This window comes from Bradyrhizobium sp. RDM12, from assembly GCF_051917485.1.
Taxonomy (GTDB): Bacteria; Pseudomonadota; Alphaproteobacteria; order Rhizobiales; family Xanthobacteraceae; genus Bradyrhizobium.
Map to the genome: position 1 here is coordinate 1,314,131 of NZ_CM133064.1, position 25,451 is coordinate 1,339,581.

The window sequence follows — 25,451 nt, forward strand, 5'->3', positions numbered from 1 at the left end:
GATATGCTAGGCTCGTTGCCAATGAGTGCGCGCGAACGCGTGCCGGCCAAAAATAGGGAGAACGCGATGGCTTATGAACACATCCTCTATGACGTGAGCGACCGGATCGCGACCATCACACTCAATCGCCCTGAACGTATGAACGCGTGGACGCCCGTCATGGAGCGCGACGTGCGCCATGCCATGGAAGCGTCGAGCGCCGATGACAATGTCCGCGTCATCGTGCTGACGGGCGCGGGCCGGGCCTTCTGCGCCGGCGCCGACATGGACGCGCTGAAAGGGCTCGATCCGAACGACATCAGGCGTGCCTCGAACCTGCCGCCATTCGACATGAACCGCCGGCCGGACTGGCAAACGCGCTACGGCTTCTATCCGTCGATCGGCAAGCCTGTGATCGCGATGCTCAACGGGGCGACGGCCGGCATCGGCCTCGTCCACGCGCTTTATTGCGACCTGCGCTTTGCCGCCGACAACACCGTGTTCACGACGGCCTTCGCGCGGCGCGGCCTGATTGCCGAGCACGGCATCAGCTGGATGCTGCCGCGCATCGTCGGTCATGCCAATGCGATGGATTTGTTGCTCTCGGCGCGGCGCGTCTCGAGCGAGGAGGCGTTACGAATCGGGCTGGTCAACCGGCTCTGCTCGCCCGAAAAGCTGCGCGAGGAGACTTACGCCTATGCCCGCGATCTCGCCGATTTGGTCTCGCCGAGCGCAATGGCCGTGATCAAGCGGCAGCTCTACGAGGTGCCGTTCCAGACGCTCGGCGAGGCGACCATCGAGGCGAACCGGGAGATGATGGTGGCGCTGAACGGGAGCGATTTTCGGGAGGGCGTTGCGAGCTTCATGGAGAAGCGGCCGCCGCGGTTTACGGGGAAGTAGGGGGATTTTCCGGGGAGAGAGTCCGTCTTCGCCCTTTGGGCTTCGCCGGACACCACGCTTCGCCCTTCAGGCTTCTCGTGGCTGCGCCACGCGTAGCCGGAAGGGCGAAGCGTGGTGGAGCCAGGCGGGATCGAACCGCCGACCTCGTCATTGCGAACGACGCGCTCTCCCAGCTGAGCTATGGCCCCTTGCTGGCCGCTCTGGTAAACGCGGCCGACAACCGGGCGCCATTTAAGTCCCCGCCAAGGTCAAGTCAAGGACGGGTGTAACGCGGTTTTAGCCATCCGGGCACCGACTTCCCTTGTTTGGGCCGGAGGGAACCGATATCTAGCCATGACCCGTCCCGCGACCGGCCGAGAGAGTGTTTCGCTGATGCGCCCGATAGTCTTCATTCTGATCCAGATCATCAATCTCTACATCTATCTGTTGATCGCATCGGCAATCCTGTCCTGGTTGATTGCGTTCAATGTCGTGAATACCCGCAACCAGTTCGTCGGAGCGATCGCGGAATTTCTCTATCGGATTACCGAACCGGTCCTTGGCCCTATCAGGCGCAGGCTGCCCGCGATGGGTGGGCTCGATATGTCTCCGATTGTCGCGTTCTTCGTGCTTTGGCTGATCCAGCTTTATCTCGCCGAGTACGTCTATCCGAACGTGCCGTAGCCCAGCGGGACCGGTGTAGCCTCGATGGACTCTCAATGGACCCCTGGCGCATCTCCACCGCGGGCGTCAGCATCGCGTTGCGGGTGACGCCGCGTGGCGGACGTGACGGCGTCGACGGGATCGAGCAGCTCTCCGACGGCCGCACCGTATTGAAATTGCGCGTACGCGCCATCGCCGATGGCGGCGAGGCCAATCGCGCCGTGCTAGTGCTGCTGGCGAAATCGCTCGGCGTACCCAAGGCCAGCGTCAGTCTTTTGTCGGGGACGACGTCGCGGCTGAAGCAGGTCGCCGTCGCGGGTGATCCGGTACGGCTTGCCGAGGCGTTGCGCGAGCTCGCGTCTGCTAAATCGATTGACCAAGGGAACTGACATGACCGCCAAGATCATCGATGGAAAAGTCATCGCCGCGGACCTTCGTGCGCGCGTCGCCGACGAGGTCGCCCGCGTCAAGCGCGAGCACAATCCGGTGCCGGGCCTCGCAGTGGTTCTGGTCGGCAACGATCCCGCCAGCGAAGTTTATGTCCGCTCCAAGCACACCCAGACCCAGGCTGCCGGCATGGCCTCGTTCGAGCACAGGCTGCCGGCGGACGTCTCGCAAGCCGATCTGCTGGCCGTTGTGGCAAAGCTCAATCGCGATCCCGCCGTGCACGGCGTGCTTGTGCAATTGCCATTGCCCAAGGGCCTGAACACCGAGGCTGTGATCAATGCCATCGATCCTGCCAAGGATGTCGACGGCCTGCATCCGAACAATGCCGGGCGGCTCGCCGGCGGTTTCGAGGCGCTGTCGCCCTGCACGCCGCTCGGCTGCATCATCCTGACCAAAAGCGTGCACTCTTCCCTCGAGGGCATGAACGCCATCGTGATCGGCCGCTCCAATTTGGTCGGCCGCCCGCTGGTGCAGTTGCTGCTGAACGAGAACGCCACCGTGACGATCGCCCATTCGCGCTCGCGCGACCTGCCCGGGCTCGTGAAGCAGGCCGATCTCGTCTATGCCGCGGTCGGCCGGCCGGAGATGGTGCGTGGCGACTGGCTGAAGCCGGGTGCGACCGTGATCGACGTTGGCATCAACCGCATCCCGAAGGACGACGGCAAGACCCGCCTCGTCGGCGATGTCGCCTACCAGGAAGCGCTTGCCGTTGCCGGTGCGGTGACGCCGGTGCCGGGTGGCGTCGGCCAGATGACGGTTGCCTGTCTGCTCGTGAACACGCTGCGCGCAGCTTGCGCGATCGCGGGTTTGCCGAAGCCGGCGGTGTAAGTTGACTTCACCTCGCTCCGCTTGCGGGGCGAGGGAGCAAAGCTCAAGCCTTCTTTTTCTTCTCGCGCTCGATGCCTTCGAGGATCAGCTTCTGCGCCTCCTCGGGGCCGCCCCAGCGCGTGATCTTCACCCACTTGCCCGGTTCGAGGTCCTTGTAGTGCTCGAAGAAGTGCTGGATCTGCTGCAGCGTGATATCCGGCAGGTCGGAATACGACTTCACCTTGTCGTAGCGCTGCGTCAGCTTTGACGACGGCACCGCCAGAATCTTCTCGTCGCCGCCGGCCTCGTCCTCCATGAACAGCACGCCAACCGGGCGCACGCTCATCACGGCGCCCGGGATGATGGCGCGGGTGTTGATGATCAGCACGTCGCAGGGATCGCCGTCATCGGACAAAGTGTGCGGGATGAAACCGTAGTTTCCGGGGTAACGCATCGGCGTGTAGAGGAAGCGGTCAACCACCAACGTGCCGGCTTCCTTGTCCATCTCGTATTTGATCGGTTCGCCGCCCACGGGGACTTCAATGATGACGTTGACGTCCTCAGGGACGTTCTTTCCGATCGAGATCGCATCGATACGCATTCAAAAGGCTCCGTTGTTGCCGAGGTTAAATCGCGCCCGGCAGCGATTTTGGCGCTGTCATACGCGGGCTTGGTCCCCCGATCCATCGTGTTTTTTGAAATAATGAATCCCGCGATCACCGGTGCAAGAAGCAACGGTATCGACAGATGCGCAGCGCTACCGATTAAGGTTTCAGCAGCTCAATTGGTCCAGGCGAAGGCAACCTTGTCGAGCGCCTTCGGCCCGAACCGCTCAGATGAGCGTGCCACCATGCGGCCGCCCAACGCCCGGTAGAACTCGGTTGCCGGATCGTTGTCCGAGAGCGCCCACACCACCATGCTCTTCAGATTGCTCTGCATGAGGTCGCGGCGCGCGGCGGTGAACAGGCGGCGGCCGAAGCCGAGGCCCTGAAACTCGGGGCGCAGGTACAGCTCGTAGATCTCGCCGTCGAAATGCAGGCTGCGGGCGCGATTGCGGCCATAGTTCGCGTAGCCTGCGATCTTGTCACCGAACACGAGCACGCTGACGCGGCTGCCCTTGCGGATCGCGCTGTCCCACCACTGCGGACCGCGACGGTTGATCAGCTTCTCCAGCTCGGCGCCGGGAATGATGCCCTGATAGGCGGAACGCCAGGCTTCGTCATGGGTGGACGCCACCGCAGTTGCATCTGCGGCTTTGGCCGGCCGGACCTCGATCAGGGTTGTGCTCATGGAGGCGATCAAACCAAGTCGCCGCGCTGGCGGCAAGACCTATCGTTAATTATCGGTTAACCTGTGGACTTTCTGCATCAGTATTTTAACCATGTTGTGCCGAAAAAAGACAAGCCGTCATTTCGAACGGCCGTGGGCTGCCATGCGCCGGTGCAAAACTCCGCCGTCTCAACGAATGAACGGTGATGGCAACGCAGAAAGTCCGCCCAGAGTGATTCGTTCCGACTAGTCTGGCCTGTGTCATCCGTGTTCGCCCTCGGCCCTTCATGCGGCTCCTCGATACCCTTGCTCTAGTTCTGCTGTCCGTACTGACAGCACAGCCTCTGTGCGCTCAGGTCACGTTCGGGGCAGCGGGCGCAGAGAGCGAGCCGTTCCGTCGGCAGGAATGGCGCGTGCCGTCTCCGGATACCGACATTGCCGCACGTGCGCTGCTGTTTCGTCCCGCCGGTGCCGGTCCGTTCCGCCTCGCCGTGATTGCGCATGCCTCGACGCAGAATGTGCTGCGTCGCGCACAAATGCCGCAGCCGGAGTACCACGCACTCGCAGCGTTTCTTGTCGCACGCGGCTTTGCCGTGCTGGTGCCGGAGCGGCTCGGCCATGGTGCGACCGGCGGCCGCTATGTCGAGGACCAGGGCGGCTGTGATGAGGCGGACTACGCGCGCGCGGGCCGCGCCACCGCGGAGGATATTTCGCTCGCGCTGGACTATCTGCAAAAGCAGGATTTCATTCGCAAGGATGCCGCGGTCGTGATCGGACACTCCGCAGGCGGCTGGGGTGCACTGGCGCTTGCGAACGCCGATCCGAAACGGATTTCCGCGATCATCGCTTTTGCGCCCGGACGCGGCGGTCACGCCAATGACGAGCCGAACAAGGTCTGCGCGCCACATACGCTCCTCGCGGCTGCGGCCGAATTCGGCGGGGCGGCGCGTATTCCCGTCATATCGCTGGTTGCGGCCAATGACAGCTATTTCGCGCCGGCATTTTCGAAGGAGCTGGCGAATGCGTTTCGCAGCGGCGGCGGCAAGGACGAAGTTCGCATCCTGCCGGCGGTCGGCAGCGAGGGTCATTGGATGGTCGAGACCGAGGCGGGCGTTCATGCCGCAAGCAGCGAGCTCGATCGCGCGATAAAGTTGGTGGTGGCGAAGAAGCCATGACGCTGTACTTCCTGATCGCGCCCCGGATGTTGGATAACCACTGATGCAACAATGGCCCGATGACGACGTGATCCTGTTCGATGGCGTCTGTATCTTCTGCTCGCGCTGGGTGCGCTTCGTAGCGCAGCGCGACACCGCGAAGCGGTTTCGGTTCACGCCGATTCAGTCGGATTACGGGGCAAAGCTCGCGCGGACGTTCGGCATCGATCCCGATGATCCCGACACCAACGCGGTGGTTCATGGCAGCGAGGTGTTCATGAAATCGGATGCCGCGCTGACGGTGCTCTCGCATCTTCCGGGCTGGGGTTGGGTGCGCGCGCTGTCCGCCGTGCCGAAACCGCTGCGCAATGCGGTCTACAGCCTCGTCGCACGCAATCGCTATCGCATTTTTGGTAAGTACGACGCGTGCTTCGTGCTGGATGCCGACTTGCGGGCACGAGTCATCGAGTAGTTCGTCGTTGCGAGCGTAGCAAAGCAATCCAGACTGCTGCCGCGAAAAGACGCTGGATTGCTCACATGGGGATTAGGTGTGTCAAGGCGGTTGTTCAGCTCTTTGTTCGATTGCAGGCCAGCTCTTCGTCCCGACCGCGGGATGTTTCGGATGGCGCGCGGAGATCGCGTCAAGGTCGGCTCGTTAGAGCCGCCGCGCAGCGGCTTGACCTTGACGTGATCGAGCACGCCATCAGGCTTGTGTGGTCGGGAGGCCGCGGGCGAACTCCTCCTTATGGTTCAGCGATCTCAGGGTCGAGCCGGTTTTGACAATCTGGTTTTGCGTGCCAGATCAAACTCACATCCGGTCGTCGCGCGGTAGCGACTGCACCAACATTCCGCTTGCGGCGGGCAGGCTCGAGAGGACGGGACCATTCTTCGTTGCGGCGTTTGAAGCCATGCAATCCATCGGTTCGTCCACCCCGGATCGGCCGAGGCTGATCGTTCCTCGGCTGATTGGTTTTAAGGCTGCGGGAAGCGTTGCATCAGGCGACGGTCTTCATCACGGCTCCCTCGATCACGACGCCGGCGGTCACGTACTTCCACAAGGCCACGAGCAGCTTGCGGGCCAGCGCCACGATCGTGCGCTTGCGGCCGCGCTGGCTGTTGGCCTTGAACCACTGGGTCAGCGCCGATTGAGGCTGGTGGCGTATCCACAACCAGGCGAGCTGGATCATCGTGGTCCTCAGCCGCGGATTGCCGGCCTTCGACACCCCTTGTTCGCGCTCGATGCCGCCGCTCCGCCATGGCGTGGCCGCAAGACCGGCATAGGACGCAACCTGACGGCGGTTGGCGAATTGCCGCCAGAACGCCTCCGTCCAGAGAACGGCCGCGAAGTTCGGGCCCATGCTCTTCAGGGCGAGCAGCATCGTGACGGGATCCGCCTTCTCCCCGGCTGGCTTGCTCACGACCAGCAACGCCTCCTGCTCGCGCTCCACCGCCGCGATCTGGTCGAGCAGCAGTTCGAGACGATCGAGCTCGCGGCTGATCTGGGCCTTCAGATGCGCCGGCAGCATGCGCCCATCTCCGGTCCGCAAGGCTTCGAGCCGTGCCCGTCGATCGCGCCGCAGCGGCACGTAGCCGAATATCCCTTGCGCGAACAGAACGCCCTTGATCCGGTTCACATGCTCGATCCGCTCGGCGATCAATGTCCGCCGCTCGCGGCAAAGCCTGCGGCGGTCCTCCGCTTCCGGAGAGGGCGCCACCACCATCGCGCAGACCCGCGGCTCGCCGCGCTTATAGGCCAGAAGCGCCCGCAACAGCGTCTCGCCATCGAGCCGATCCGTCTTGGCCCGCCTGCGCCGGCGCGGCGTCGCAATCGAGGCCGGATCGACCACGTGGCTCTCGATGCCTTCCTGCTGCAAGGCGCGGTGCAGCCAGAACCCGTCCAGCCCCGCCTCCTGGATCGTGATGATCGGATAGCTCTCACCCGTTCGCGCCTGTGCCTTGCGCTTCAGCTCCGCAAACAGCTTCAAGAGTTCCGCAAGATCGCCGGCCTCCACGCTGCGCTTCGACATCTTCTCGCCCTTGCCGGGCGACAGCGAGGTCACCAGCCATGTCGAGCGGCTCAGTTCCAATGACACGAAAATTGCGCCAAACTGCGTGCGGATAGCGGCCAGTCCGTCGGAAGGATGATCGAGCAACATCATTGTCTCCAGGTTGAGTGTTTCAGCAACCTCAGTCTGGCCTCAGACTTGGCTGCTATCCACTCCCCATGGAATCTTCGCTGCGCTAGGAAGAAACGGTTGGTCGTTTGGCGTCAGGCGGCCTCCGCTATGGGCTGGAGTTGAACGGCGAAGCCGAGCTTTTTGAGACGTGCGACCAGTCGGCTTGCTTTGACCTCGGTGGGCCGGCGGTCGAAGTAGTCGGCGCCGAGGTCATGGTGCTCCGTGCCGTTCTTGAGGATGTGATAGATGGCGGTGAGGATCGAGGCGGCGACGGCACAGATGGCTTTTTGCGGCCCGCGTTTGGCCTGCAAGCGGAAGAATTGGGCTCGGTAGTAGCTGTTCTTTGCGCGCTTGGCGGCCCAGGCACATTGAACGAGCATGGTCTTGAGCCACGGTGCCCCTTGCGCAGGCGCGAGGACTTGCGCTTGCCGGCGCTCTCGTTCTGCCCGGGACACAGTCCGGCCCAGGCGACGAGATGGCCGGCGGTCTGGAAACGGCTCATGTCGGCGCCGATCTCGGACAGAATGGCTGGCGCCGCCACTGCGCTGACCCCGGGAATCGTGGTCAGCAATTCGATCAGGTGGCGAAAGGGGGTTTTGCCGCCATCGATTTCCGCTTCCATGCCCTCGATCCGCTGAGCGATTTCGGCATCGAGCTTGCGAATCGTTTCATCCAGACCATCCCATTGGCGCAGATGAAGCGCGAGCAGGAAGCGGTGGTGATCCGTCAGGCGCCCGTGCAACGCATCGTAAAGCTCCTTTGGCGACGCCTTGATCTGCTTGCCGGCAAGCTCGGCCAGCTTGTTCGGCTGCCGCACGCCCTCGATCATCGCCTGGATGATCCGCCGCCCGCTCGCGCCCATGATGTCGGAGATTACCGAGCCGAGCTTGATGTTGGCTTCCGCCAGCGTCTTGTCGATCCGCTGCACGTGCCGCGTCTGCTCGCGCACCAGTTGCTTGCGCGTCCGCGTCAGCGCGCGCAGCTCCTGCACCTCCTCCTCCGGAATGAAGCTGCCCTTGATCAGCCCGCAGGCCAACAGATCGGCAATCCACATCGCATCGTTCATGTCGGTCTTGCGTCCCGGCACGTTCTTGATGTGCGCTGCATTGGCGATGATCAGGTCAAAGGCGCCTTCGCCCAGGATCCGGAACACCGGCATCCAGTAGACCCCGTCGCCTCCATCGCCACATGCGTGCACCGGCATTCTTCCAGCCACCTTCGCAGTTCCACAAGCTGCTCCGTCGTGGCCAAAAAGGTCCGGCACTCCCGCTGCGCCTTGCCATCGACCATGATCCGCACACAGGCCACGACCGTGTCCCTGTGCACGTCCAGGCCTGCCACCCGCTCGTACAAAATATCCATGCTTCTCTCCTCAACATTTGGCGCCGGCGGCATAGGCGCCTGTCAGAAAAGAATGCTAGGAAGCGTGCTCCAGAGCCTTGCGGCTCCTCCGCGCCAGTGTGGGTCATCCAGGCAACCCGGGTCCAACTCGCAACCGGGCTCTCACGCACCAGAGAGTAATCGACCTCTTTGCCGACGGCGCTCCAGTCTACCGCCTTCGCCCACCCGTGAAAAGTTTCATTCAGCGCGCGTCGGCTCCTCAAGCCGGTCCCAACTCGCAATGACGGAGTTTGTAGTTACGGCTTGCCCAAAGCCGCGAGCACTTCCTGCGCCGCCCGCTCGCCTGAATCCCGCGCGCCATGTGCCGTCGTGAAGAAATTCGGCGACGTCGCTTCTCCCGCGAAGAATAGCCGGCCATCCACTGGCGCGGCCAACACTGCGCGATCACCGGCGTGGCCGGGCAGCGCATGCGAATAGGCGCCGCGGGCAAACGGATCATGCGCCCAGCGCGACTCGTACAGCGGCTTCAGCTTGCGGCGGATGTCGTTGCCGAGAAAGCTCGCGATCTCGTCGATGCTCTGGGCCGCGAACGCGCCATTGCCGGCGTCTTCGAGCTCCCTTGCAAAGCTGCCGCCGAAGAAGCCTTCGATGCAGGGCTGACCAAAAGGGCGGATGTGGTAGGTACCCATCGCGGTGCGCATGGTGGCGCCGCGCAGATTGCCTTCTTTCGGGAAGGCGTCGGCGTCCTCGAGCGCCAGCGTCACCTTGTCGTCGACGCCGAGCGGCAGGCCGCGCGCTGCGTCGACTTTGGCCGGCAGCGGCGGCGAGAAGCGGATCGCTTCGTCGGCGATGAGATTGGTCGGTACGGTGACGATCGCCTTGTCCGACGTCAGCGTGCCCGGTGACGTCTCGATGCGGACGCGCTTGTTCGAGTGATCGATCAGCGTGACGTTGCAATTCAGCGCCACCGGGCAGGGCGCGCCATAGGCCGCGATCAGCGTCCCATAACCGGCGCGCACGCGCCAATTGAAGTAGGTATCGTCGTAGGCCTCCATATCCAGGATCGAGACCTGGTCGAGCTCGCACCCGTTCACATAGGTCGAGACCGCGTCGATCATTGGGTTCCAGCGATTGCCCGCTTCGAGATAGTGGGAGGCAGGTGCATCCTCGTCTTTTTCCGCACCTTGCGACGCGCGTTCGTAGAACGCGTCGATGGCGCGTCCGAAATCCTCGCGCAGGGCTTCCGGAAAGGCATCGCCAAAGGCGCGATCGCTCCAGGGCGGCAGGTCGGTGTTGAGCTCGAAGCCGAGGTGCCGGGCGATTGGAACGAACGAGTTCTGGTCGGCCGAGTGAAGCCAGCCGCAGCCGACATCGAAGGTGACCTCAGGCGAGGCCTGCACGGTCCAGGCGCGGCCGCCGAGCCGGTTGCGCGCTTCCAGCACGATCACGGAGAGGCCGGAGCCGGCCAGCGCGTGCGCCGCGCCGAGACCGGCTGCACCGGCACCGATGATCGCGACGTCGACGGAAGAGGGGAAGGACATGGATGGGCTCTAGCACGTCTCTGGTACGCGCTAAAGTCACCGCAAATCAGGTGCCATCACCCGCGGAAGCAGGTGATCCAGTGTTCCCGAGGCAGTCGTTAGAGGGCCGAGAGAGTGCGGCGTACTGCATTCCCCGCTTTCGCGGGGAATGACAGCGGGCGAGAACGACAGCTTAGGCCACCGCTTCCTTGGACTTTTCCGCGCGCTTGCGCTCGTTCGGATCGAGGTGCTTCTTGCGCAGGCGGATCGACTTCGGGGTGACCTCGACGAGCTCGTCGTCCTCGATATAGGCGAGCGCCTTTTCGAGCGTCATGCGGATCGGCGGGGTCAAGCGCACGGCCTCGTCCTTCGACGTCGTGCGGATGTTGGTGAGCTGCTTGCCCTTGAGCACGTTGATCTCGAGATCGTTGTCGCGGGTGTGCTCGCCGACGATCATGCCCTTGTAGACCTTCCAGCCGGGCTCGATCATCATCGGGCCGCGGTCTTCCAGCTTGAACATGGCGTAAGCCACCGCTTCGCCCTGGTCGTTGGAGATCAGGACGCCGTTGCGGCGGCCCTGGATCTCGCCCTTATACGGGGCATAGCCGTGGAACAGGCGGTTCATGATCGCGGTGCCGCGGGTGTCGGTCAGCAGTTCGCCCTGGTAGCCGATCAGGCCGCGGGTCGGCGCGTAGAACACCAGGCGCAGGCGGTTGCCGCCCGAGGGCTTCATCTCGACCAGCTCGGACTTGCGCTCGCTCATCTTCTGCACGACGACGCCGGAATGCTCCTCGTCGACGTCGATCACGACTTCCTCGATCGGCTCCATGGTGGCGCCGGTCGCTTCGTCCTTCTGGAACACGACGCGCGGGCGCGACACCGAGAGCTCGAAGCCTTCGCGGCGCATGGTCTCGATCAGGATCGCGAGCTGCAATTCGCCGCGGCCGGACACTTCCATCGCATCCTTGTCGGCGGCCTCGACGACGCGCAGCGCGACGTTACCCTCGGCTTCGCGCAAGAGACGGTCGCGGATCATGCGGCTCGTCACCTTGTCGCCTTCAGTGCCGGCAAGGGGAGAGTTGTTGACGATGAACGACATCGACACGGTCGGCGGGTCGATCGGCTGCGCCGGCAGCGGCACCTCGACGGTCGGATCGCAGAAGGTGTCGGCCACGGTGCCCTTGGTCAGGCCGGCAATGGCGACGATGTCGCCGGCTTCGGCCTCGTCGAGCGGCGTGCGCTCGAGACCGCGGAATGCCAGGATCTTGGTGATGCGTCCGGTCTCGACCAGCTTGCCGTCGGCATGCAGCACCTTGACCTGCTGGTTCGGCTTGAGAACGCCGGACGAGATACGGCCGGTGATGATGCGGCCGAGATAGGGGTTGGCCTCGAGGATGGTGCCGATCATCCTGAACGGACCTTCCTCGACCGTCGGCGGCGCGACGTGGCGCAGGATCAGGTCGAACAGCGGCTCCATGCCCTTGTCCTGCGGACCCTCGGGGCTCTCGGCCATCCAGCCCTGCTTGGCCGACCCGTACAGGATCGGGAAGTCGAGCTGCTCCTCGCTGGCGTCGAGCGCCGCGAACAGGTCGAACACCTCGTTGATGACTTCGGTCGGACGCGCGTCGGGACGGTCGACCTTGTTGATGACGACGATCGGCTTGAGGCCGACCTTGAGCGCCTTGGAGACCACGAACTTGGTTTGCGGCAGCGGGCCTTCGGCGGCGTCCACCAGCACCAGCGCGCCGTCCACCATGTTCAGGATGCGCTCGACCTCACCGCCGAAATCGGCGTGGCCGGGGGTGTCGACGATGTTGACGCGGGTGTCCTTCCACTGCACCGAGGCCGCCTTGGCCAGAATGGTGATGCCACGCTCGCGCTCCAGGTCGTTGGAGTCCATGGCGCGATCCGTCACCTTCTGGTTCTCGCGGAACGTGCCGGATTGCTGGAGGAGCTTGTCGACGAGGGTGGTCTTGCCGTGGTCGACGTGGGCGATGATGGCGACGTTACGAAGATTCATGAGTGAGCTTCTTTGCGATCGGACAATGGGTTAAGCGCGATCTCGCCGGTCAAGCCGGGACCTTTTCACGGATAACGCTGGAAACGTGGAAAACGGGGCCTGCTACGCCCAAAAAGCAAACCCGGTCATATCGACCGGGCAGCCTACGCGTTTGCGGCGCAATATAAGCAAAAAGCGCCAAAAAACAATGCGTTCTTTCGGGGTTGGGTGATTGAATTTTGTCCGGGAATCCCCGGAGGTTAGGGACGATCCTGAATCAAATCGGCCCTTTAGCCCGGGCTGGCCGCTTCAATCAGCCCTGAGCGGAGCCGCGCTCGGGCTCTTCCGTCGGATAGACCCCGCGCAGCACCTCCTCGAAATGCATCTTCACGGCGTCGTTGCAGAGGCAGGCGCGCAGCCGCAGGCCGTCATGGTTGCGGACCAGGATCGAGCCGCGCCGCGTGTCGAGCACGCCTTCGGCCTTGAACGATTGCAGCACGCGGCTCGCATAGCTGCGCCCAACCCCGAGCAATGTGGCGAGCTGCTCGTGCGTCAGCGGCACGCAACTCTCGTCGCCGGTCCGCTCCATCGCCGCCAAGATCCATTTCGCCGTGCGCTGCTCGATCGAGTGGATGGCGTTGCAGGCGGTCGACTGGAAAATTTGCGCCAGCATGCAGTCGGCGTAGCGGGCGAAGATATTGCGCAGCGACGGCGAGCGCGCCTTGGCCGCCTCCACCTTGCCGACGTGAATGCGCGCAAACGGGCCGCCGAATTTCACGCAGATGCGGGTGTAAGCCGGCAGAAATCCCTCGCTGACAATGCCGCCCACCGCGCCCTCGCGACCGACCAGAATGGTCTCGACGTCGCGGCCGTCCTCATTCGGGACCAGAAACGTCGCGAGCGACGGACCACAGGGAAAATGCACGATCTCGACATCGTCGCCGGGACTGTAGAGCAGATGATTTGCATCGACGTCGTCGAACGTGACGTGTGGTGCGAGCAGCGCGTAATCTGCCGCGTTCAAACGCCGCAACAGATTGTTGACGGGGCGGCTCTCGATCTCGTTTGCCTTGCTGATGCGCGCGTCCATCGTGATCTCCCCATCCTCCTTTCCACATTAGCTGGTTCCGTCGGCTGCTTGTGTGCACATGTGGACAGACGTCAAAACTGTTCTGTGGTGAGTTTCGTTCCGGGAACCCTCCGATGCGCTGGGCGCAGGCGTCGGGAGAGGCTGTCCACAACGGTGAAAAAACATGCAGCCCTCGACAGCAGCCAGGATCATGATACCTGCCTCCCCCGACCGCCCGGCCGATTTCCCTGCGGATGTTCTCATCGTCGAGGACGATCCGATCATCGCCATCGATTTCGAAGATCGACTGCTCGGCTTCGGCGTGACGAGCGTGCGCACCGTGGGGTCGGTGGCGCAGGCGCTTGATGCGATCACGGCACGCGCGCCCGACTTCGCGCTGCTCGATGTCGAGTTGATCCGCGAGAAGAGCTTTGCGATCGCCGAGCGGCTCGCTGCGCTGGAAATTCCCTTCGTCTTCGTCACCGGCTACGGCGCGGACACCGGCATTCCTCCGCAATTTGCCGCACGTCCGCGGCTGCAAAAGCCGTGCTCCAGCGATGCGCTGGAGGCGGCGTTGCAGGCGCGCGGCGCGTGACGGCGCGGTAGCCTCAGGCGAACTTTGGATCGAGCGTGGTCGACCACAGCGCGACGTCGGCGCGGTCGCGCAACGTCACAATCATCTGGCCCGAGGCGCCGTCGATCTTGACGTGGCCGAAGAACTGCATGCCGGCGGACGGCGGCAGATTCTGCTTGTCGAGGCCGGGGGCCTTGATGAAGCGCACCTCGGGGCCGAAGGTGTTGTCGAGCTCGTTCGGACCGAACGTGCCGGCGTGGAGCGGACCCGAGACGAATTCCCAGAACGGCTCGAAATCCTGGAACTGCGCCTTGTTCGGATCGTAATAATGCGCGGCGGCGTAGTGCACGTCCGCCGTCAGCCAAACCGTGTTCTTGATCGGCGCCATCTTGATGAAGCGCAGGATGTCGGCGATCTCCAGCTCGCGGCCGCGCGCCGGGCCGTCGTCTTGCGCGAACGCTTCCGAACCCTTTTTGTTGGTAGCATCGTCATAGACGATCAGGCTGAGCGGCATGTCGGAGGCAATCACCTTCCATGTCGCGCGCGAGTTGAGCAGGCCGCGCTTCAGCCACGCCATCTGCTCGGGCCCGAGGAAATAGCTTGCGGGGCCGTACTCCGTCTCGAGATTGGCGCCGTTCGGGCCGCGATAGCTGCGCTCGTCGAGCACGAACACGTCGAGATGCGGACCGTAGGATATCTGGCGATAGACCCGGCCCGGCTCATTGATGCTCTCGCGCATCGGATACATCTCGTGGAAGGCGCGGCCCGCACGGGCGGCGAGCAGCGAGATGTCGCGCACCTTGTAGGTCGCCGGCAGATCCTTCGAGAGCGACCAGTTGTTGGTCACCTCGTGATCGTCCCACTGCACGAAGATCGGTACCTCGGCATTGAAGGCGCGGACATTGTCGTCGGTGAAATTGTATTTGTGTGCGGCGCGGTACTCGTCCAGCGTCTCGGCGACCTTGGCCTTCTCGGGGATCGTGACGTTCTTCCAGATCTTGCCGTCGGCAAGCTTGACCTCGGAGGGGATCACGCCGTCGGCGTAGATGGTGTCGCCGGAATGCAGCAGGAAGTCCGGCCGGTGCTTTCGCATGGCTGCGAAGGTGACCATGCCCCCGTCATCGGGATTGATGCCCCAGCCCTGGCCGGCGACGTCGCCGCCCCAGACGAAGCTGACATCGCGGCGGTCGGCCGGCGCCGTGCGGAAGCGGCCGACCACGGGCTCGCCTTCGATCGCAGTATGGGACAGATCGCGGAAGCGGACGCGGTAGAAGATGTCCTGGCCAGCAGGAAGATTGTCCACCAGCATCTTCGCAGTGAAGTCGCTCTCGGGCAGCGCCGCGATCGGTGGCAGCGCGCGGGCGTCCTTGAAGGATTCCGTCGTTGCCACCTCGACCAGCATCTGCGCCGGCCGGTCGGTCCGCGCCCAGACCACGCCGCCGTCGACGGTGATGTCGCCGGACTGCACGCCATGGGTCACCGCCGGCCGGTCGGCCGCGCGCGACAGATGCGGCATCGCGATCGCGCCAAGCGCACCGGCGCCGGTGGTGAGGAAACGACGGCGGGAGAATTTGATCTTCATGGGACGGCCTCGATCTCGCGGGGGCGGCCAGCCTGGGAGGCCGCCACGATGGAGTCCGACCTATATTGAGGCAATGTGACGCGGCAATTACGCCCGCAAGCGCTTGGTCGAGTTGAGCCGCAACCTCAGTCCGCATCCTGTGGAGCTCGCATAGCGGGCGTCGCGAAGGATGGCCGCGGGCGAAAGTCGGGCCTGCATGGGTTCGAGACGCGCGTTCCGCGCTCCTCACCATGAGGGACCAAGACTATGCGTTGCCGGCGGCCCGGAATTGCGCGCCGGTGCGTTGCAGGTTCTGCGGCAAGCTGAACAGCACCGCCTTGCGGTCGGCAACCGCCGTATGGAACTGCTCGAGCACGATGTTGAAAGCGGTCAGCGCGCCTTCCTCGATGGCGCCGTGATCGAAGCAGCGCAGCGTGTTGCGCAGGATCTCGTCGGCCTCGGCCTGCATCTGGTCGAGATCTTCGGTCGTCTCGCTCTTGCGGGCGGCGGCGAGCATGTCGAGCAAGCGTTCGCGCAGATGACTGTTGTTGTCGCGCTCGTCCTTTCTCAGATAGCCCGCGAACCACGCACCGAGCGAGCCCGTGGCGGAAAGCGCCATCAGGCTCCACCAGATGTAATCGCTATATTTGTCGAGGAAGGTTTTCTCCTCGCCGTCGACGAAGGCGGCGGCGCCCGGATGCACGGGGATCACAGCGTCCTTGTCGGTATCGGGCGTCTCGATCTTCGCGGCCTGCGGGAATTCGGTCAACAATTGCTGGCGCACCGCGAAGAGCTGCCGGGTGAAGGCAGCAACCGTGGTCTCGGACAGGCTTTTGCGCGCCACGATGTGGTGCGAGAAGCTGATGGTCTTGACCTCGTCGTCCGGACGATCGGGCGAGCCACCATAGGTGCCCGCAGGAATCTCCGACGCCTCATAGACCGGATGATTCTGCGCGATCGCGTCCGCCGAATCGATTGCGAGGAAGGTCAGCGTGCCGCCGTCCTTGGCGGAGGCGGCAATCGCATCCGCCGTGATCTTGCTGTTGACGGGACCGGCCGCGAGATAGACGTCGGCCTTCTGTGACTTGATCGCCTCGGCAGCTTCATTGGCCGGGAACTGCACGATCTCGACCTTGGCGGGATCGACGCCGTATTGCTGCAGGATCACCTTGAGCAGATTGACGTTGGCCTGCGTGCGGCCGACCACGCCGACACGATGCCCCGCGAGCTGCGCGATCTTGGTGATTTTCGCGCCCTTCTTCTTGCCCTTGCCGGACACGGACCACAGCACCGCGACGTTCTTGCGCAGCGTCGCGACGGCCTGGGCGTTCTTGGGGACATCGAGATCGCCGCGCACGATGGCGAGATCGGCCTTGCCCTCCGCGAGCAGATCCGCGCTGGCGGTGGCGCCGTCGGTCTGGATCGGGCGCAACCGCACAAAGCCTTTGCTCTGCGCAAAGGCCTGCGTCAGTGTCTGCACCACCTTGACGTCGTCGCTGTTGGCGGGACCGACCGCGATCTTCAAGGTCACCGGTCGCATCGCGAAATAGTAGCCGCCGGCCAGTGTGCCGACGATTGCCAGCACCAGCGCCAGAGACACGAGTGCCGTCTTCCGCGCCGCGGATCGCGGCGAAGGCGGAGAGGGCGTCTCGGCCAGGTTGGAGTCCCCGGTCATCGATCTCCCAAACAGGCGCTTCAGGCTCAGTTTCATCTTGGCCGGCGATTTACGCCCGCAATTGTAGCAAATTTCTTGTCCGGCGGGGTTACATCTCCGTCATGGTTAGCGGATCGGCCAAATTCAGCATGAACCCGGGCCGCAGGCACGGTGTTAGGGTAAAGTTCCCCTGAAAACGGAGGCGATCATGGCAGAACGGCTATCAGCGGACGCACGCAAGCAGGCGCTGGGCGGTATCCCGGGCTGGGCGGAGGTCCAGGACGGCAAGGGGATCGGGAAGACCTTTGTCTTCAAGGATTTCAACGAGGCCTTCGGCTTCATGACCCGCGCGGCGCTGGTCGCCGAGAAAATGGATCACCACCCCGAATGGCGCAACGTCTACAAGACGGTCGAGGTGGTGCTGTCGACCCACGACGCCGGTGGCGTCACCAGGCTCGACATCACGCTCGCCACGGCCATGAATGCCATCGCCAGGCTGACGCCCGGCTGACGTCTTGCAGGCAGGAAGCGTATCCCTATGTTGTGATCGGCATGGGATGCGGCGATCCGCCACGTCCGGCCGAACGAGGATTTGTCGAACATGGCTGCCGAACACAGTGTCGGCTTCGAGCCGGCCGATCGGCTCGCGGAAGATCGTGAAGGCGTGCGACGCCGCTTCTGGCGCAAGCTGAAGCGCGTCGTCGCGCATCTGCCATTCGCCGAAGATCTGCTCGCTGCGTATTACTGCGCGTTCGACCGGCAGACGCCGCGCCATGTCCAGGCGTCGCTGCTGGGTGCGATCGCCTATTTCATCCTGCCGTTCGACTTCATTCCCGACGTAATGCCCGTCCTCGGCTTCACCGATGACGCCGCCGTGCTCGCCACCGCCATTCGGATGGTCGCCAGCCATATCACGTCGGAGCACCGCGAAGCGGCGCGCGCTGCGCTGAAGCGCGGGGTGGATAAGGCAGAGGCGGCGTAGCAGATGCTATTGGCGGCACGTCGTGGCAACACCCACTGCCGTCATTCCCCGCGAAGGCGCGGAATCCAGTACGCCGCGGTCTCTCGATTCAATCACCGGCGTCTCGGAGTCCTGGGGGCGATGACAGCGAGTGTGTAGCTGCTCGCTACTTCTTTTCCGCCCGCGCCTTGTCCGCATCCCACGCCTGGAATTGCCTGAACAGCGTGTCCCTGTCTGCATCGGACACTTTCGCGGCTGTGGGGCTCTGCTTCAGGAACGCCTCGAAGCGTTGCTGTGTCACCGGTTCAACGCCGTGCCGGTCGAGCCATTGCTGCGCCGCCGGCAACCTGTTCCAGCCGGACAGAGGTGCCGCGAGCGAAACCTCCTTCCATTTGGGATGGAACGGCGGGTTCTGAAGCGCCGGGAATTTGGTGAAGAACGCGTCCACGAACAGCGCGAGCTTGCGATAGCGCTCGGTGTTGGGCGCCCAATTATAGGCCGCGAGCACGGCGGGCACCGCGATGGTGTCGACGCTCTCGCCGTCCTTGATCAGGTTGGGGTAGTCCTTGGCGGTCAGCGTCGCCGGCAGATAGTCGCTCTGGAGCGGCTTTGCGTAGTCGACCTTCGCAAGGTGGAAGCGGCCGTCATTGCCGAAGGTCGAGACCGATTTGTACGGCTTGCCGCCGACCACGATCACGGCATCGATCTCGCCGGCTTTCAGCTTTTCCATCGCGATGCGCTGCTCGATATAGACGAACTTGGCCTTGATCCCGAGCCGCTCGAACACGGTAAGCGCGGTCACGAAGGTGCCGCCATTCGGCAGGTCGACGCTCACCGTCCTGCCTTCAAGGTCTTTCAGCGTCGCGACCGATTTCGGCGCGATCACCTGCATCTCCTCGTTGTAGAGTTTCGTCACATAGGTGAACTGCCGCTTGATGTCCTTGGCGAAGCCTCTGCGTTCGAGATAGTCGAGCGTATCGGCTCGCACGATTCCGAGATCGACACCCTGCAAAAACAGGATGTCGGCGACGCTCTGCACCGAGCCGCGGCCGACGATCGGCAGCACCCGGATCTTGTTGCCGTCGTCGAGCACCGAAGCGAGGTCGGCGCCGAACTGCACATAGGTGCCGCCGATCGTGCCGGTGATCAGCGTGACGGTGTTGGCGTTCAGCGCCTGCTTGGTCGAGGTCGAGCCGAACTGGAAGACGGCCTTCAGGCTGTCCGAGACCTTGGCCGGATCATATTCGGTCTGCTCGGCGCGTGCGGTGTAGGCGCAGATCGTCATGATGACGGCAAGCGCCATTTTCAAAGCGTTACGCATGATGTCCCCTGAAGCGTTCTAGTTCGAGAGAAGAGCGAGGCGCTGTTCCGCCTCAGACGATCCGAGCGCTGCGGCCCTCTGATACCAGTCGCGCGCCGCGGCGGCGTCGGCATTGACGCTCCGCGTATCGCGTGTGCCGAGCACCGCCGGATCATAGGTTTGCGCCAGCAGGAGTGCCGCCGTCGCATCCTGTGCATTGGCCGCGCGTTCGAGCAGCAAGCGGGCTGCAACAATATCGCCGATCCTCAACAGGCTCTTCGCGCGCGTCATCAGCCCGGCCAGCGTGTCGGCGTCGAGCGTCTTGGCGGGCGCAGGTGACGCGGGCTGTTCGGTGACAGATGCCGGTACAGGCGCAGGTGGCTGAACCTGTAGCGCGGTCTGGTAGGCGGTTGCGATCGCCTCGCGGCTCGGCGCCGCTGGCGCGGACATGTCCAGTGCGTCAGCACTCGCCAGCATCGTGTTGGTCACACGCGCGGCATCCTTGACCGGACTCTGCCGTGCGGCGGCCGGATTGGCGGATGCTGCGGCCTCGTCCACGGCCGCGCCCATCCACGACTTGGTGTTGATGGAGAGCAGCCGGTTGATGTCGGACTGAAACAGCGCGACCGGAACCGCGATGGCTGCCGCCGCCAGGATGGCGGCGAGAATGCGCGGGACGATCCTGGCTCCGGTGCGCAACTCGCGTGGTGCGAATTCGCGCGGATCCGGCGGGCTGAACGGATCGGACAGGAAGAGTGGAATCGGATCGTCCGGAGAAAGTTCGGCCCGTGCAGCGCGTGCACGGATATAGGACGCGGTAGGCGGACGTGATGCGACTTGATCGGAGTCGAGCGCACTCGACCCCCTGGACTGACGGAAGCCCGTCGTCTCCATGGTGATGCTCCCCAATACTGACATAACGCGGGGCATTGCCGGTTTCAGTTTTTTTGTTTGTTGTCCAGGAGCGCCCTGCAAACTGGAACCGGTAAATCGCAATTCGAATCAGCCCAAAAAGCGACGGCGATTGGGGCGGATCGGGAAATATTGGGGTTTGATTACGGCAAGGCGACGAAATGCACCGCAATTTTAGCGGGAATGGTTGAGCGGGATTTTACCGTGCGGCGCGGCACACGGCCTGCTCCGCGCTCGCTGTCATTCCCCGCGACGGCGGGGAATCCAGTCCGCCGCGGCCTCTCGATTCAATCACGACCGTCTCGGAGTACTGGATCGCCCGGTCGAGCCGGACGATGACAGCGAGTGTGCCGGAACGGCGTCGCGATGAAATCGCGATCACGGATGCAGGATCACCTTGCCCATGGCCTGACGACCCGCGAGCACCTTCAGTGCGTCGGCGGTCTGCGCCAGCGGGAAGGTGCGGTCGACATGGGAGGAGATCTTTCCTTCCGCGGTCCACTTCACGAGCTTCTCGAGATTGGCGCGGTTCTTCTCCGGATTCTGCCGGGTCCAGGCGCCCCAGAACACGCCGCGGATGTCGCACCCCTTCAAAAGCGCGAGGTTTAGCGGCATCTTCGGAATGTCGCCGGCGGCAAAACCGATCACGAGGAAGCGGCCTTCCCAGGCGATCGAGCGCAGGGCTTGCTCGGCATAGGTGCCGCCCACCGGATCGAAGATGATGTCGACGCCCTTGCCTCCGGTGAGTTTTCGCAAGCCTTCCTTCAGATCTTCCTTGCCGTAGTTGAGCGTGAGCTCGGCACCATGCGCTTTGGCGAATTCGAGTTTCTCGTCCGATGAGGCGCAGGCGATCACCTTCAGGCCCATCAGCTTGCCGAGCTCGCAGGCAGCGAGGCCCGTGCCGCCGGCAGCACCAAGCACCGCGAGCGTCTCGCCCGGCTTCGGGCTCGCGCGATCTTCCAGTGCATGCAACGCGGTGCCATAAATGATGATAATGCCGGCCGCGCGGTCATAGTCGAGATTGTCGGGAATCTTCACGATCGCAGCCGCCGGCAACGCGATCTTTTCGCGCGCGCCGTTATGGCCGCAGGAGGCGACCACGCGATCGCCGATTTTGAGGTCGGTGACACCTGGACCGATGCTCTCGATCACGCCCGACACCTCGGCAGCCGGCGAGAACGGGAACGGCGGCTTGATCTGGTACTTGCCCTGAATCATCAGGATGTCGAAGAAGTTCAGCGCCGCCGCTTTGATCGCGATCACGGCTTCGCCGGGACCAGCCACCGGATCCGGCACATCGGCAAGCACGAGATCGTCGGGCTGGCAATATTGCGAGCAGAGGATGGCTTTCATGGCGGCACCTGAGCGTTTCGAGGCAGAACTATAGCTGGCTGTTTCTGCCGGATTTAACGACGGGCGACAATCCGGTTTCTTTGCCCAAAGCGATGCGCAGGCCTATCCTCGCGTCATTGCGAGCGAAGCGAAGCAATCCAGAAACCGTACCGCGGAAATAGCCTGGATTGCGCTGCTGCACTCGCAATGACCGAAGAACAAAAAGAAGGGATTCAAACGATGTTTGAAACAGGTCTGCTCAGGGGCAAGCGCATTCTCGTTACCGGCGGCGGCTCGGGCCTTGGTGCCGCGATGGGGCGCCGCTTCCTCGCGCTCGGCGCCCCGCTCGTGATCTGCGGCCGCAAGCTCGACCGGCTGGAGGCAACCGCGAGCGAGATGCGCGCGCAGACCGGCGGCAAGGTCACGACGATCGCGTGCGATGTTCGCGATGGCGCGGCCGTCGACAACATGATGGATGCGATCTGGCGCGAGGCACCGCTCGACATTCTCGTCAACAACGCGGCCGCGACCTTCATCGCACAGAGCGAGCATCTGTCGTTCCGCGCGGCGGATGCGATACTGGCGCCCACGCTGCATGGCGCGATGTACTGCACGCTCGCCGCCGGCAAGCGCTGGATCGACGGCAGGCACAACGGCGTCGTGTCTCGATCCTCTCGACCTCGACCATCACCGGCCGCGCCTTCACGGTTCCCTCGGCGATGGCGAAGTCGGCGGTGCTGGCGATGACCAAAAGCCTCGCGGTCGAGTGGGGCCCGAAGGGCATCCGCACGGTCGCGATCGCGCCCGGACCGTTCCCGACCGCCGGTGCATCGGGCCAACTCCGCCCCGAGGGCCGCGACGAAGGCTGGACCGCGCGAAACCCGATGGGGCGCACGGGCGAGCACAGCGAACTCGCCGACCTCGCCAGCTTCCTGGTCTCGGATCGGGCCGGCTACATCAACGGTGAGATGGTGGTGATCGACGGTGGGGCACATTTGCGCAGTTCCGGCGCCGAAGATTTGTTGCGCTGGACCGAGGCACAATGGTCCGAGCAACGCGCCGCGCGATCCAAAGGCTGACCCGCTAACTGCCTTCCCAAATTGGACTTTTCCGGTTATCCCTGCAGCGGGGACAAAGCAAGGCCGGGCCATCTTCCAGTCACAATATTGAGGGAACCACTCCAGCATGTGGCGGGTGCTGATTTTACCTTTGATGATGGGCGTGATCGCCTGTGGAATCTTCGATTCCGCGCGGGCACAGACGCCGCAACCGGCGCCGAAGGCGGCAAAACCAGCTGCCGCCGCCAAGACGGCAGCGAAGCCCGAGAGCAAGCCGGTTGCCGCTCCCGCGGCGGTTGCCGGCGGCGCAGAGCCGACCCTGATCGGCCAGTTCGGCACCTGGGGCGCCTATTCGGCGACGCCGAACGGCAAGAAGGTCTGCTTTGCGCTGGCAAAGCCGTCGTCGTCCAAGACCAATCCGCCGAACCGGCCGCGCGATCCCGCCTATGCCTTCGTCTCCACCCGCCCGGCCGAGAAGGTGAACAATGAAGTCTCGGTCATGATCGGCTATGCACTGAAGCCCGGCTCTGAATCGACCGCCGAGGTCGGTGGCGCTGCGTTTGCGATGTACACACAGGGCGACGGCCTCTGGATCAAGAATGCAGCCGAGGAGGAGCGAATGGTCGAGGCCATGCGCAAATCCGCCGATCTCGTGGTCAAGGGCGTCTCGGCCAAGGGGACGGAGACGACCGACACGTTCTCGCTGAAAGGCCTCGCCCAGGCGCTCGACCGGATTTCGCAAGACTGCAGGCGTTAGGACTGCAGGCGTTAAAGCTGCAGGCTTAAGTCTTTAGAGCTAAGCAACAGACACCGTCGCAATCGGCGGTTCCGGCTGCTATATAAGAGCCGCTCCAGATTTTCGCCGTCAGGGCCGGGCTAAAGCGCGAAGCGCGTCTTCGCACCAGATGTCCCGGCCATCCACGCGCTTCCGCGAGTGAGGCAAGACGTGGATGCCCGGGTCAAGCCCGGGCATGACGAGTTTAGACAGCACTGACCTTAGGCCTATCAATGCAACCGACGACCGAGCCGCGCGACGCAATCCTGGTGGAGAAGACGCCACTCGAAACCTATGTGCCGCCGGCGAAGCCATCGCTGATCGGTTTGTCGCGCATCGAGCTTGCCGACCGCCTCGGCGAGATCGGCGTCGCACCTGCGCAACGCAAGATGCGTGTGCAGCAGTTGTGGCACTGGCTGTATTTCCGCGGTGCCCAAAACTTCGAGGATATGACCTCGATCTCGAAGGGCATTCGCGCCGATCTCGCAGAGCGTTTCACGGTCGATCGGCCCGAAGTGGTGGCCGAGCAGATTTCGAACGACGGCACCCGCAAATGGCTGCTGCGGCTGCCGAGCGGCGACAATGTCGAGAAGGCGCATGAAGTCGAGTGCGTCTACATCCCCGAGACCGATCGCGGCACGCTCTGCGTCTCCTCGCAGGTCGGCTGCACCTTGAATTGCTCGTTCTGCCACACCGGCACGCAGCGCCTGGTGCGCAACCTCACCGCCGGCGAGATCGTCGGCCAGATCATGGTGGCGCGCGACCGCCTCAATGATTGGGCCGATCGCGAGGACGGCACGCGCCGCGTCACCAACGTCGTGATGATGGGCATGGGCGAGCCGCTCTACAATTTCGATGCGGTGCGCGATGCGCTGCTGATCATCGGCGACAATGAAGGCATCGGCATCTCGCGCCGCCGCATCACGCTGTCGACCTCGGGCGTGGTGCCGAACATCGTGCGCGCCGGCGAGGAGATCGGTGTCATGCTCGCAATCTCGCTGCATGCGGTGCGCGACGAGCTGCGCAACGAGCTGGTGCCGCTCAACCGCAAATACCCGATCAAGGAGCTGCTGCAGGCCTGCCGCGACTATCCCGGCGCCTCCAACGCACGCCGCATCACCTTCGAATATGTGATGCTCAAGGGCGTCAACGATCTGCTCGACGATGCGAAGCTGCTGGTCAAGCTGCTCAAGGGCATTCACGCCAAGATCAATCTGATCCCGTTCAATCCCTGGCCCGGCACGGCCTATGAATGCTCGGACTGGGACCAGATCGAAAAATTCTCCGAATACATCTTCAATGCCGGCTATTCCTCGCCGGTGCGCACCCCGCGTGGCCGCGACATTCTCGCCGCCTGCGGCCAGCTCAAGTCGGAGACCGAAAGCTCAGCGCACGCGAGCGCCAGGCGCTGCGTGCGATGGCGATGACGGATTAGCGATCATGCCCGCGCTCTCGCATCCTCGTCATTGCTTCGCTTCGCTCGCAATGACGGAGGGGGCGGCGTCATGTCCCTAATCGGCCGCCTCGTCGTCATCTTCTTCGGCTTTCTTGCCGCCTGCTTCGTTGGCGGGATGATCGTCGTCGGTGCGCTGCTGTTTCCGGAATTCTCCGATCTCGGTGCCGGTCCGGTCGACCAGGGCACGATCGACATTTTGCTCGGCTTCGGCTTCATCTTCGTTTCGGGCTTTGCGCTGGTGCCGGCGGCGGTGATCGTCGCGATCACCGAGGCGCTCTACATCCGCAGCGCGCTCGCCTATGCCGTCGGCGGCGGCCTTGTCGGGCTCGCCTGCTATCTCGGCCTCGTTCCCTTCCACTCCGACACATTGCAGTTCGAGGGCATCGTGTGCCGGCATCTGGAGATCATGACCGGTGCGGGCATCGTGGCCGGAGTCGTCTACTGGCTGATCGCCGGGCGCAATGCGGGCGCCTGGCGTATGCCGCCGCCCCGACGCAAGCCGCCTCCGCCGCTGCCGTCGAATTCAAGGCCGGATGCGCGGTAATTCGTGCCGTCATTCCGGGG

The 25,451-nt window shown here is 63.7% G+C and carries 22 protein-coding genes, 1 tRNA gene and 3 pseudogenes; 13 read left to right on the top strand and 13 right to left on the bottom strand.

Features of this window, described 5'->3' with window-relative positions:
• Window positions 1-66: 66 nt before the first annotated feature.
• The gene (locus ACTGJ9_RS06215) at window positions 67-879 is read left to right on the top strand and encodes an enoyl-CoA hydratase (protein ID WP_456676355.1); all 813 of its coding nucleotides are present in this window, start codon (window positions 67-69) and stop codon (window positions 877-879) included.
• 112 nt (window positions 880-991) lie between these two features.
• On the opposite strand, the gene ACTGJ9_RS06220 is transcribed toward ACTGJ9_RS06215, so the two are convergent.
• Window positions 992-1,067 (bottom strand) — tRNA-Ala (locus ACTGJ9_RS06220).
• A gap of 184 nt (window positions 1,068-1,251) precedes the next feature.
• On the opposite strand from ACTGJ9_RS06220, the gene ACTGJ9_RS06225 reads away from it, so the two are divergent.
• Genes ACTGJ9_RS06225 through folD form a run of 3 tightly spaced genes read left to right on the top strand, consistent with a single transcriptional unit; the run spans window position 1,252 to window position 2,796 of the window.
• Window positions 1,252-1,542, top strand: coding sequence for a YggT family protein (locus tag ACTGJ9_RS06225; protein WP_456678452.1), 291 nt, complete (start codon window positions 1,252-1,254; stop codon window positions 1,540-1,542).
• A 35-nt stretch (window positions 1,543-1,577) separates the two neighbouring features.
• Window positions 1,578-1,910 (top strand): DUF167 domain-containing protein, encoded by a 333-nt coding sequence (locus ACTGJ9_RS06230; protein WP_456676356.1) that lies wholly within the window; start codon window positions 1,578-1,580, stop codon window positions 1,908-1,910.
• A 1-nt stretch (window position 1,911) separates the two neighbouring features.
• Window positions 1,912-2,796, top strand: a complete 885-nt coding sequence (gene folD, locus ACTGJ9_RS06235) for a bifunctional methylenetetrahydrofolate dehydrogenase/methenyltetrahydrofolate cyclohydrolase FolD (RefSeq protein ID WP_456676357.1) — start codon at window positions 1,912-1,914, stop codon at window positions 2,794-2,796.
• Between the two features lie 43 nt (window positions 2,797-2,839).
• Here the strand turns inward: folD and ppa are convergent, their stop codons facing one another.
• Together ppa and ACTGJ9_RS06245 are read right to left on the bottom strand one after the other, a co-directional pair.
• Entirely contained in the window at window positions 2,840-3,376 is a 537-nt protein-coding gene (gene ppa / locus ACTGJ9_RS06240) for an inorganic diphosphatase (protein ID WP_456676358.1), read from the bottom strand.
• A gap of 179 nt (window positions 3,377-3,555) precedes the next feature.
• The gene (locus ACTGJ9_RS06245; RefSeq protein ID WP_128963308.1) at window positions 3,556-4,065 is read right to left on the bottom strand and encodes a GNAT family N-acetyltransferase; all 510 of its coding nucleotides are present in this window, start codon (window positions 4,063-4,065) and stop codon (window positions 3,556-3,558) included.
• Window positions 4,066-4,331: 266 nt separating this feature from the next.
• Between ACTGJ9_RS06245 and ACTGJ9_RS06250 the strand changes: the two genes are divergently transcribed.
• Both ACTGJ9_RS06250 and ACTGJ9_RS06255 read left to right on the top strand, forming a co-directional pair.
• Complete coding sequence (locus tag ACTGJ9_RS06250; RefSeq protein ID WP_456676359.1) at window positions 4,332-5,219, top strand: dienelactone hydrolase family protein; 888 nt, start codon at window positions 4,332-4,334, stop codon at window positions 5,217-5,219.
• Window positions 5,220-5,262: 43 nt separating this feature from the next.
• A complete protein-coding gene (locus ACTGJ9_RS06255; protein ID WP_456676360.1) occupies window positions 5,263-5,670 on the top strand; it encodes a thiol-disulfide oxidoreductase DCC family protein in 408 nt (135 codons plus the stop codon).
• Window positions 5,671-6,193: 523 nt separating this feature from the next.
• On the opposite strand, the gene ACTGJ9_RS06260 is transcribed toward ACTGJ9_RS06255, so the two are convergent.
• The 5 genes and pseudogenes from ACTGJ9_RS06260 to ACTGJ9_RS06280 form a co-directional block, all read right to left on the bottom strand.
• Window positions 6,194-7,357 (bottom strand): IS110 family RNA-guided transposase, encoded by a 1,164-nt coding sequence (locus tag ACTGJ9_RS06260; RefSeq protein ID WP_456673537.1) that lies wholly within the window; start codon window positions 7,355-7,357, stop codon window positions 6,194-6,196.
• A gap of 110 nt (window positions 7,358-7,467) precedes the next feature.
• Window positions 7,468-8,737 (bottom strand): annotated as a pseudogene (locus ACTGJ9_RS06265) (IS110 family RNA-guided transposase).
• A 275-nt stretch (window positions 8,738-9,012) separates the two neighbouring features.
• Entirely contained in the window at window positions 9,013-10,257 is a 1,245-nt protein-coding gene (locus ACTGJ9_RS06270; RefSeq protein WP_456676361.1) for a flavin monoamine oxidase family protein, read from the bottom strand.
• A gap of 172 nt (window positions 10,258-10,429) precedes the next feature.
• Window positions 10,430-12,256, bottom strand: a complete 1,827-nt coding sequence (gene typA, locus ACTGJ9_RS06275) for a translational GTPase TypA (protein ID WP_456676362.1) — start codon at window positions 12,254-12,256, stop codon at window positions 10,430-10,432.
• Between the two features lie 292 nt (window positions 12,257-12,548).
• Window positions 12,549-13,325: a Crp/Fnr family transcriptional regulator gene (locus ACTGJ9_RS06280; RefSeq protein ID WP_456676363.1), complete on the bottom strand. Its 777-nt coding sequence runs from the start codon at window positions 13,323-13,325 to the stop codon at window positions 12,549-12,551.
• Window positions 13,326-13,515: 190 nt separating this feature from the next.
• On the opposite strand from ACTGJ9_RS06280, the gene ACTGJ9_RS06285 reads away from it, so the two are divergent.
• Entirely contained in the window at window positions 13,516-13,899 is a 384-nt protein-coding gene (locus ACTGJ9_RS06285) for a response regulator (RefSeq protein ID WP_456676364.1), read from the top strand.
• A gap of 13 nt (window positions 13,900-13,912) precedes the next feature.
• Here the strand turns inward: ACTGJ9_RS06285 and ACTGJ9_RS06290 are convergent, their stop codons facing one another.
• Window positions 13,913-15,460 carry an alkaline phosphatase D family protein gene (locus ACTGJ9_RS06290; RefSeq protein ID WP_456676365.1) on the bottom strand — a complete coding sequence of 516 codons (1,548 nt, stop codon included), beginning with the start codon at window positions 15,458-15,460 and terminating at the stop codon, window positions 13,913-13,915.
• A 244-nt stretch (window positions 15,461-15,704) separates the two neighbouring features.
• Window positions 15,705-17,150: a TAXI family TRAP transporter solute-binding subunit gene (locus tag ACTGJ9_RS06295; RefSeq protein WP_456676366.1), complete on the bottom strand. Its 1,446-nt coding sequence runs from the start codon at window positions 17,148-17,150 to the stop codon at window positions 15,705-15,707.
• Window positions 17,151-17,301: 151 nt separating this feature from the next.
• On the opposite strand from ACTGJ9_RS06295, the gene ACTGJ9_RS06300 reads away from it, so the two are divergent.
• Window positions 17,302-17,604, top strand: coding sequence for a 4a-hydroxytetrahydrobiopterin dehydratase (locus ACTGJ9_RS06300; RefSeq protein ID WP_456676367.1), 303 nt, complete (start codon window positions 17,302-17,304; stop codon window positions 17,602-17,604).
• Between the two features lie 90 nt (window positions 17,605-17,694).
• Window positions 17,695-18,075 (top strand): YkvA family protein, encoded by a 381-nt coding sequence (locus ACTGJ9_RS06305; RefSeq protein ID WP_456676368.1) that lies wholly within the window; start codon window positions 17,695-17,697, stop codon window positions 18,073-18,075.
• Window positions 18,076-18,220: 145 nt separating this feature from the next.
• On the opposite strand, the gene ACTGJ9_RS06310 is transcribed toward ACTGJ9_RS06305, so the two are convergent.
• The 3 genes from ACTGJ9_RS06310 to ACTGJ9_RS06320 all read right to left on the bottom strand — a co-directional run bounded on the left by ACTGJ9_RS06310 (window position 18,221) and on the right by ACTGJ9_RS06320 (window position 21,619).
• A complete protein-coding gene (locus ACTGJ9_RS06310) occupies window positions 18,221-19,375 on the bottom strand; it encodes a TAXI family TRAP transporter solute-binding subunit (protein ID WP_456676369.1) in 1,155 nt (384 codons plus the stop codon).
• Between the two features lie 18 nt (window positions 19,376-19,393).
• Window positions 19,394-20,248: a hypothetical protein gene (locus tag ACTGJ9_RS06315; RefSeq protein WP_456676370.1), complete on the bottom strand. Its 855-nt coding sequence runs from the start codon at window positions 20,246-20,248 to the stop codon at window positions 19,394-19,396.
• 396 nt (window positions 20,249-20,644) lie between these two features.
• A complete protein-coding gene (locus tag ACTGJ9_RS06320; RefSeq protein WP_456676371.1) occupies window positions 20,645-21,619 on the bottom strand; it encodes an NADPH:quinone oxidoreductase family protein in 975 nt (324 codons plus the stop codon).
• A 219-nt stretch (window positions 21,620-21,838) separates the two neighbouring features.
• Between ACTGJ9_RS06320 and ACTGJ9_RS06325 the strand changes: the two are divergent.
• The 4 genes and pseudogenes from ACTGJ9_RS06325 to ACTGJ9_RS06340 all read left to right on the top strand — a co-directional run bounded on the left by ACTGJ9_RS06325 (window position 21,839) and on the right by ACTGJ9_RS06340 (window position 25,431).
• A pseudogene (locus tag ACTGJ9_RS06325) lies at window positions 21,839-22,677 on the top strand (SDR family oxidoreductase).
• Window positions 22,678-22,783: 106 nt separating this feature from the next.
• A complete protein-coding gene (locus tag ACTGJ9_RS06330; protein WP_456676372.1) occupies window positions 22,784-23,413 on the top strand; it encodes an invasion associated locus B family protein in 630 nt (209 codons plus the stop codon).
• Between the two features lie 251 nt (window positions 23,414-23,664).
• Window positions 23,665-24,866: pseudogene (rlmN, locus tag ACTGJ9_RS06335) on the top strand (23S rRNA (adenine(2503)-C(2))-methyltransferase RlmN).
• A 70-nt stretch (window positions 24,867-24,936) separates the two neighbouring features.
• Window positions 24,937-25,431 carry a hypothetical protein gene (locus ACTGJ9_RS06340; RefSeq protein WP_456676373.1) on the top strand — a complete coding sequence of 165 codons (495 nt, stop codon included), beginning with the start codon at window positions 24,937-24,939 and terminating at the stop codon, window positions 25,429-25,431.
• Window positions 25,432-25,451 lie beyond the last annotated feature (20 nt).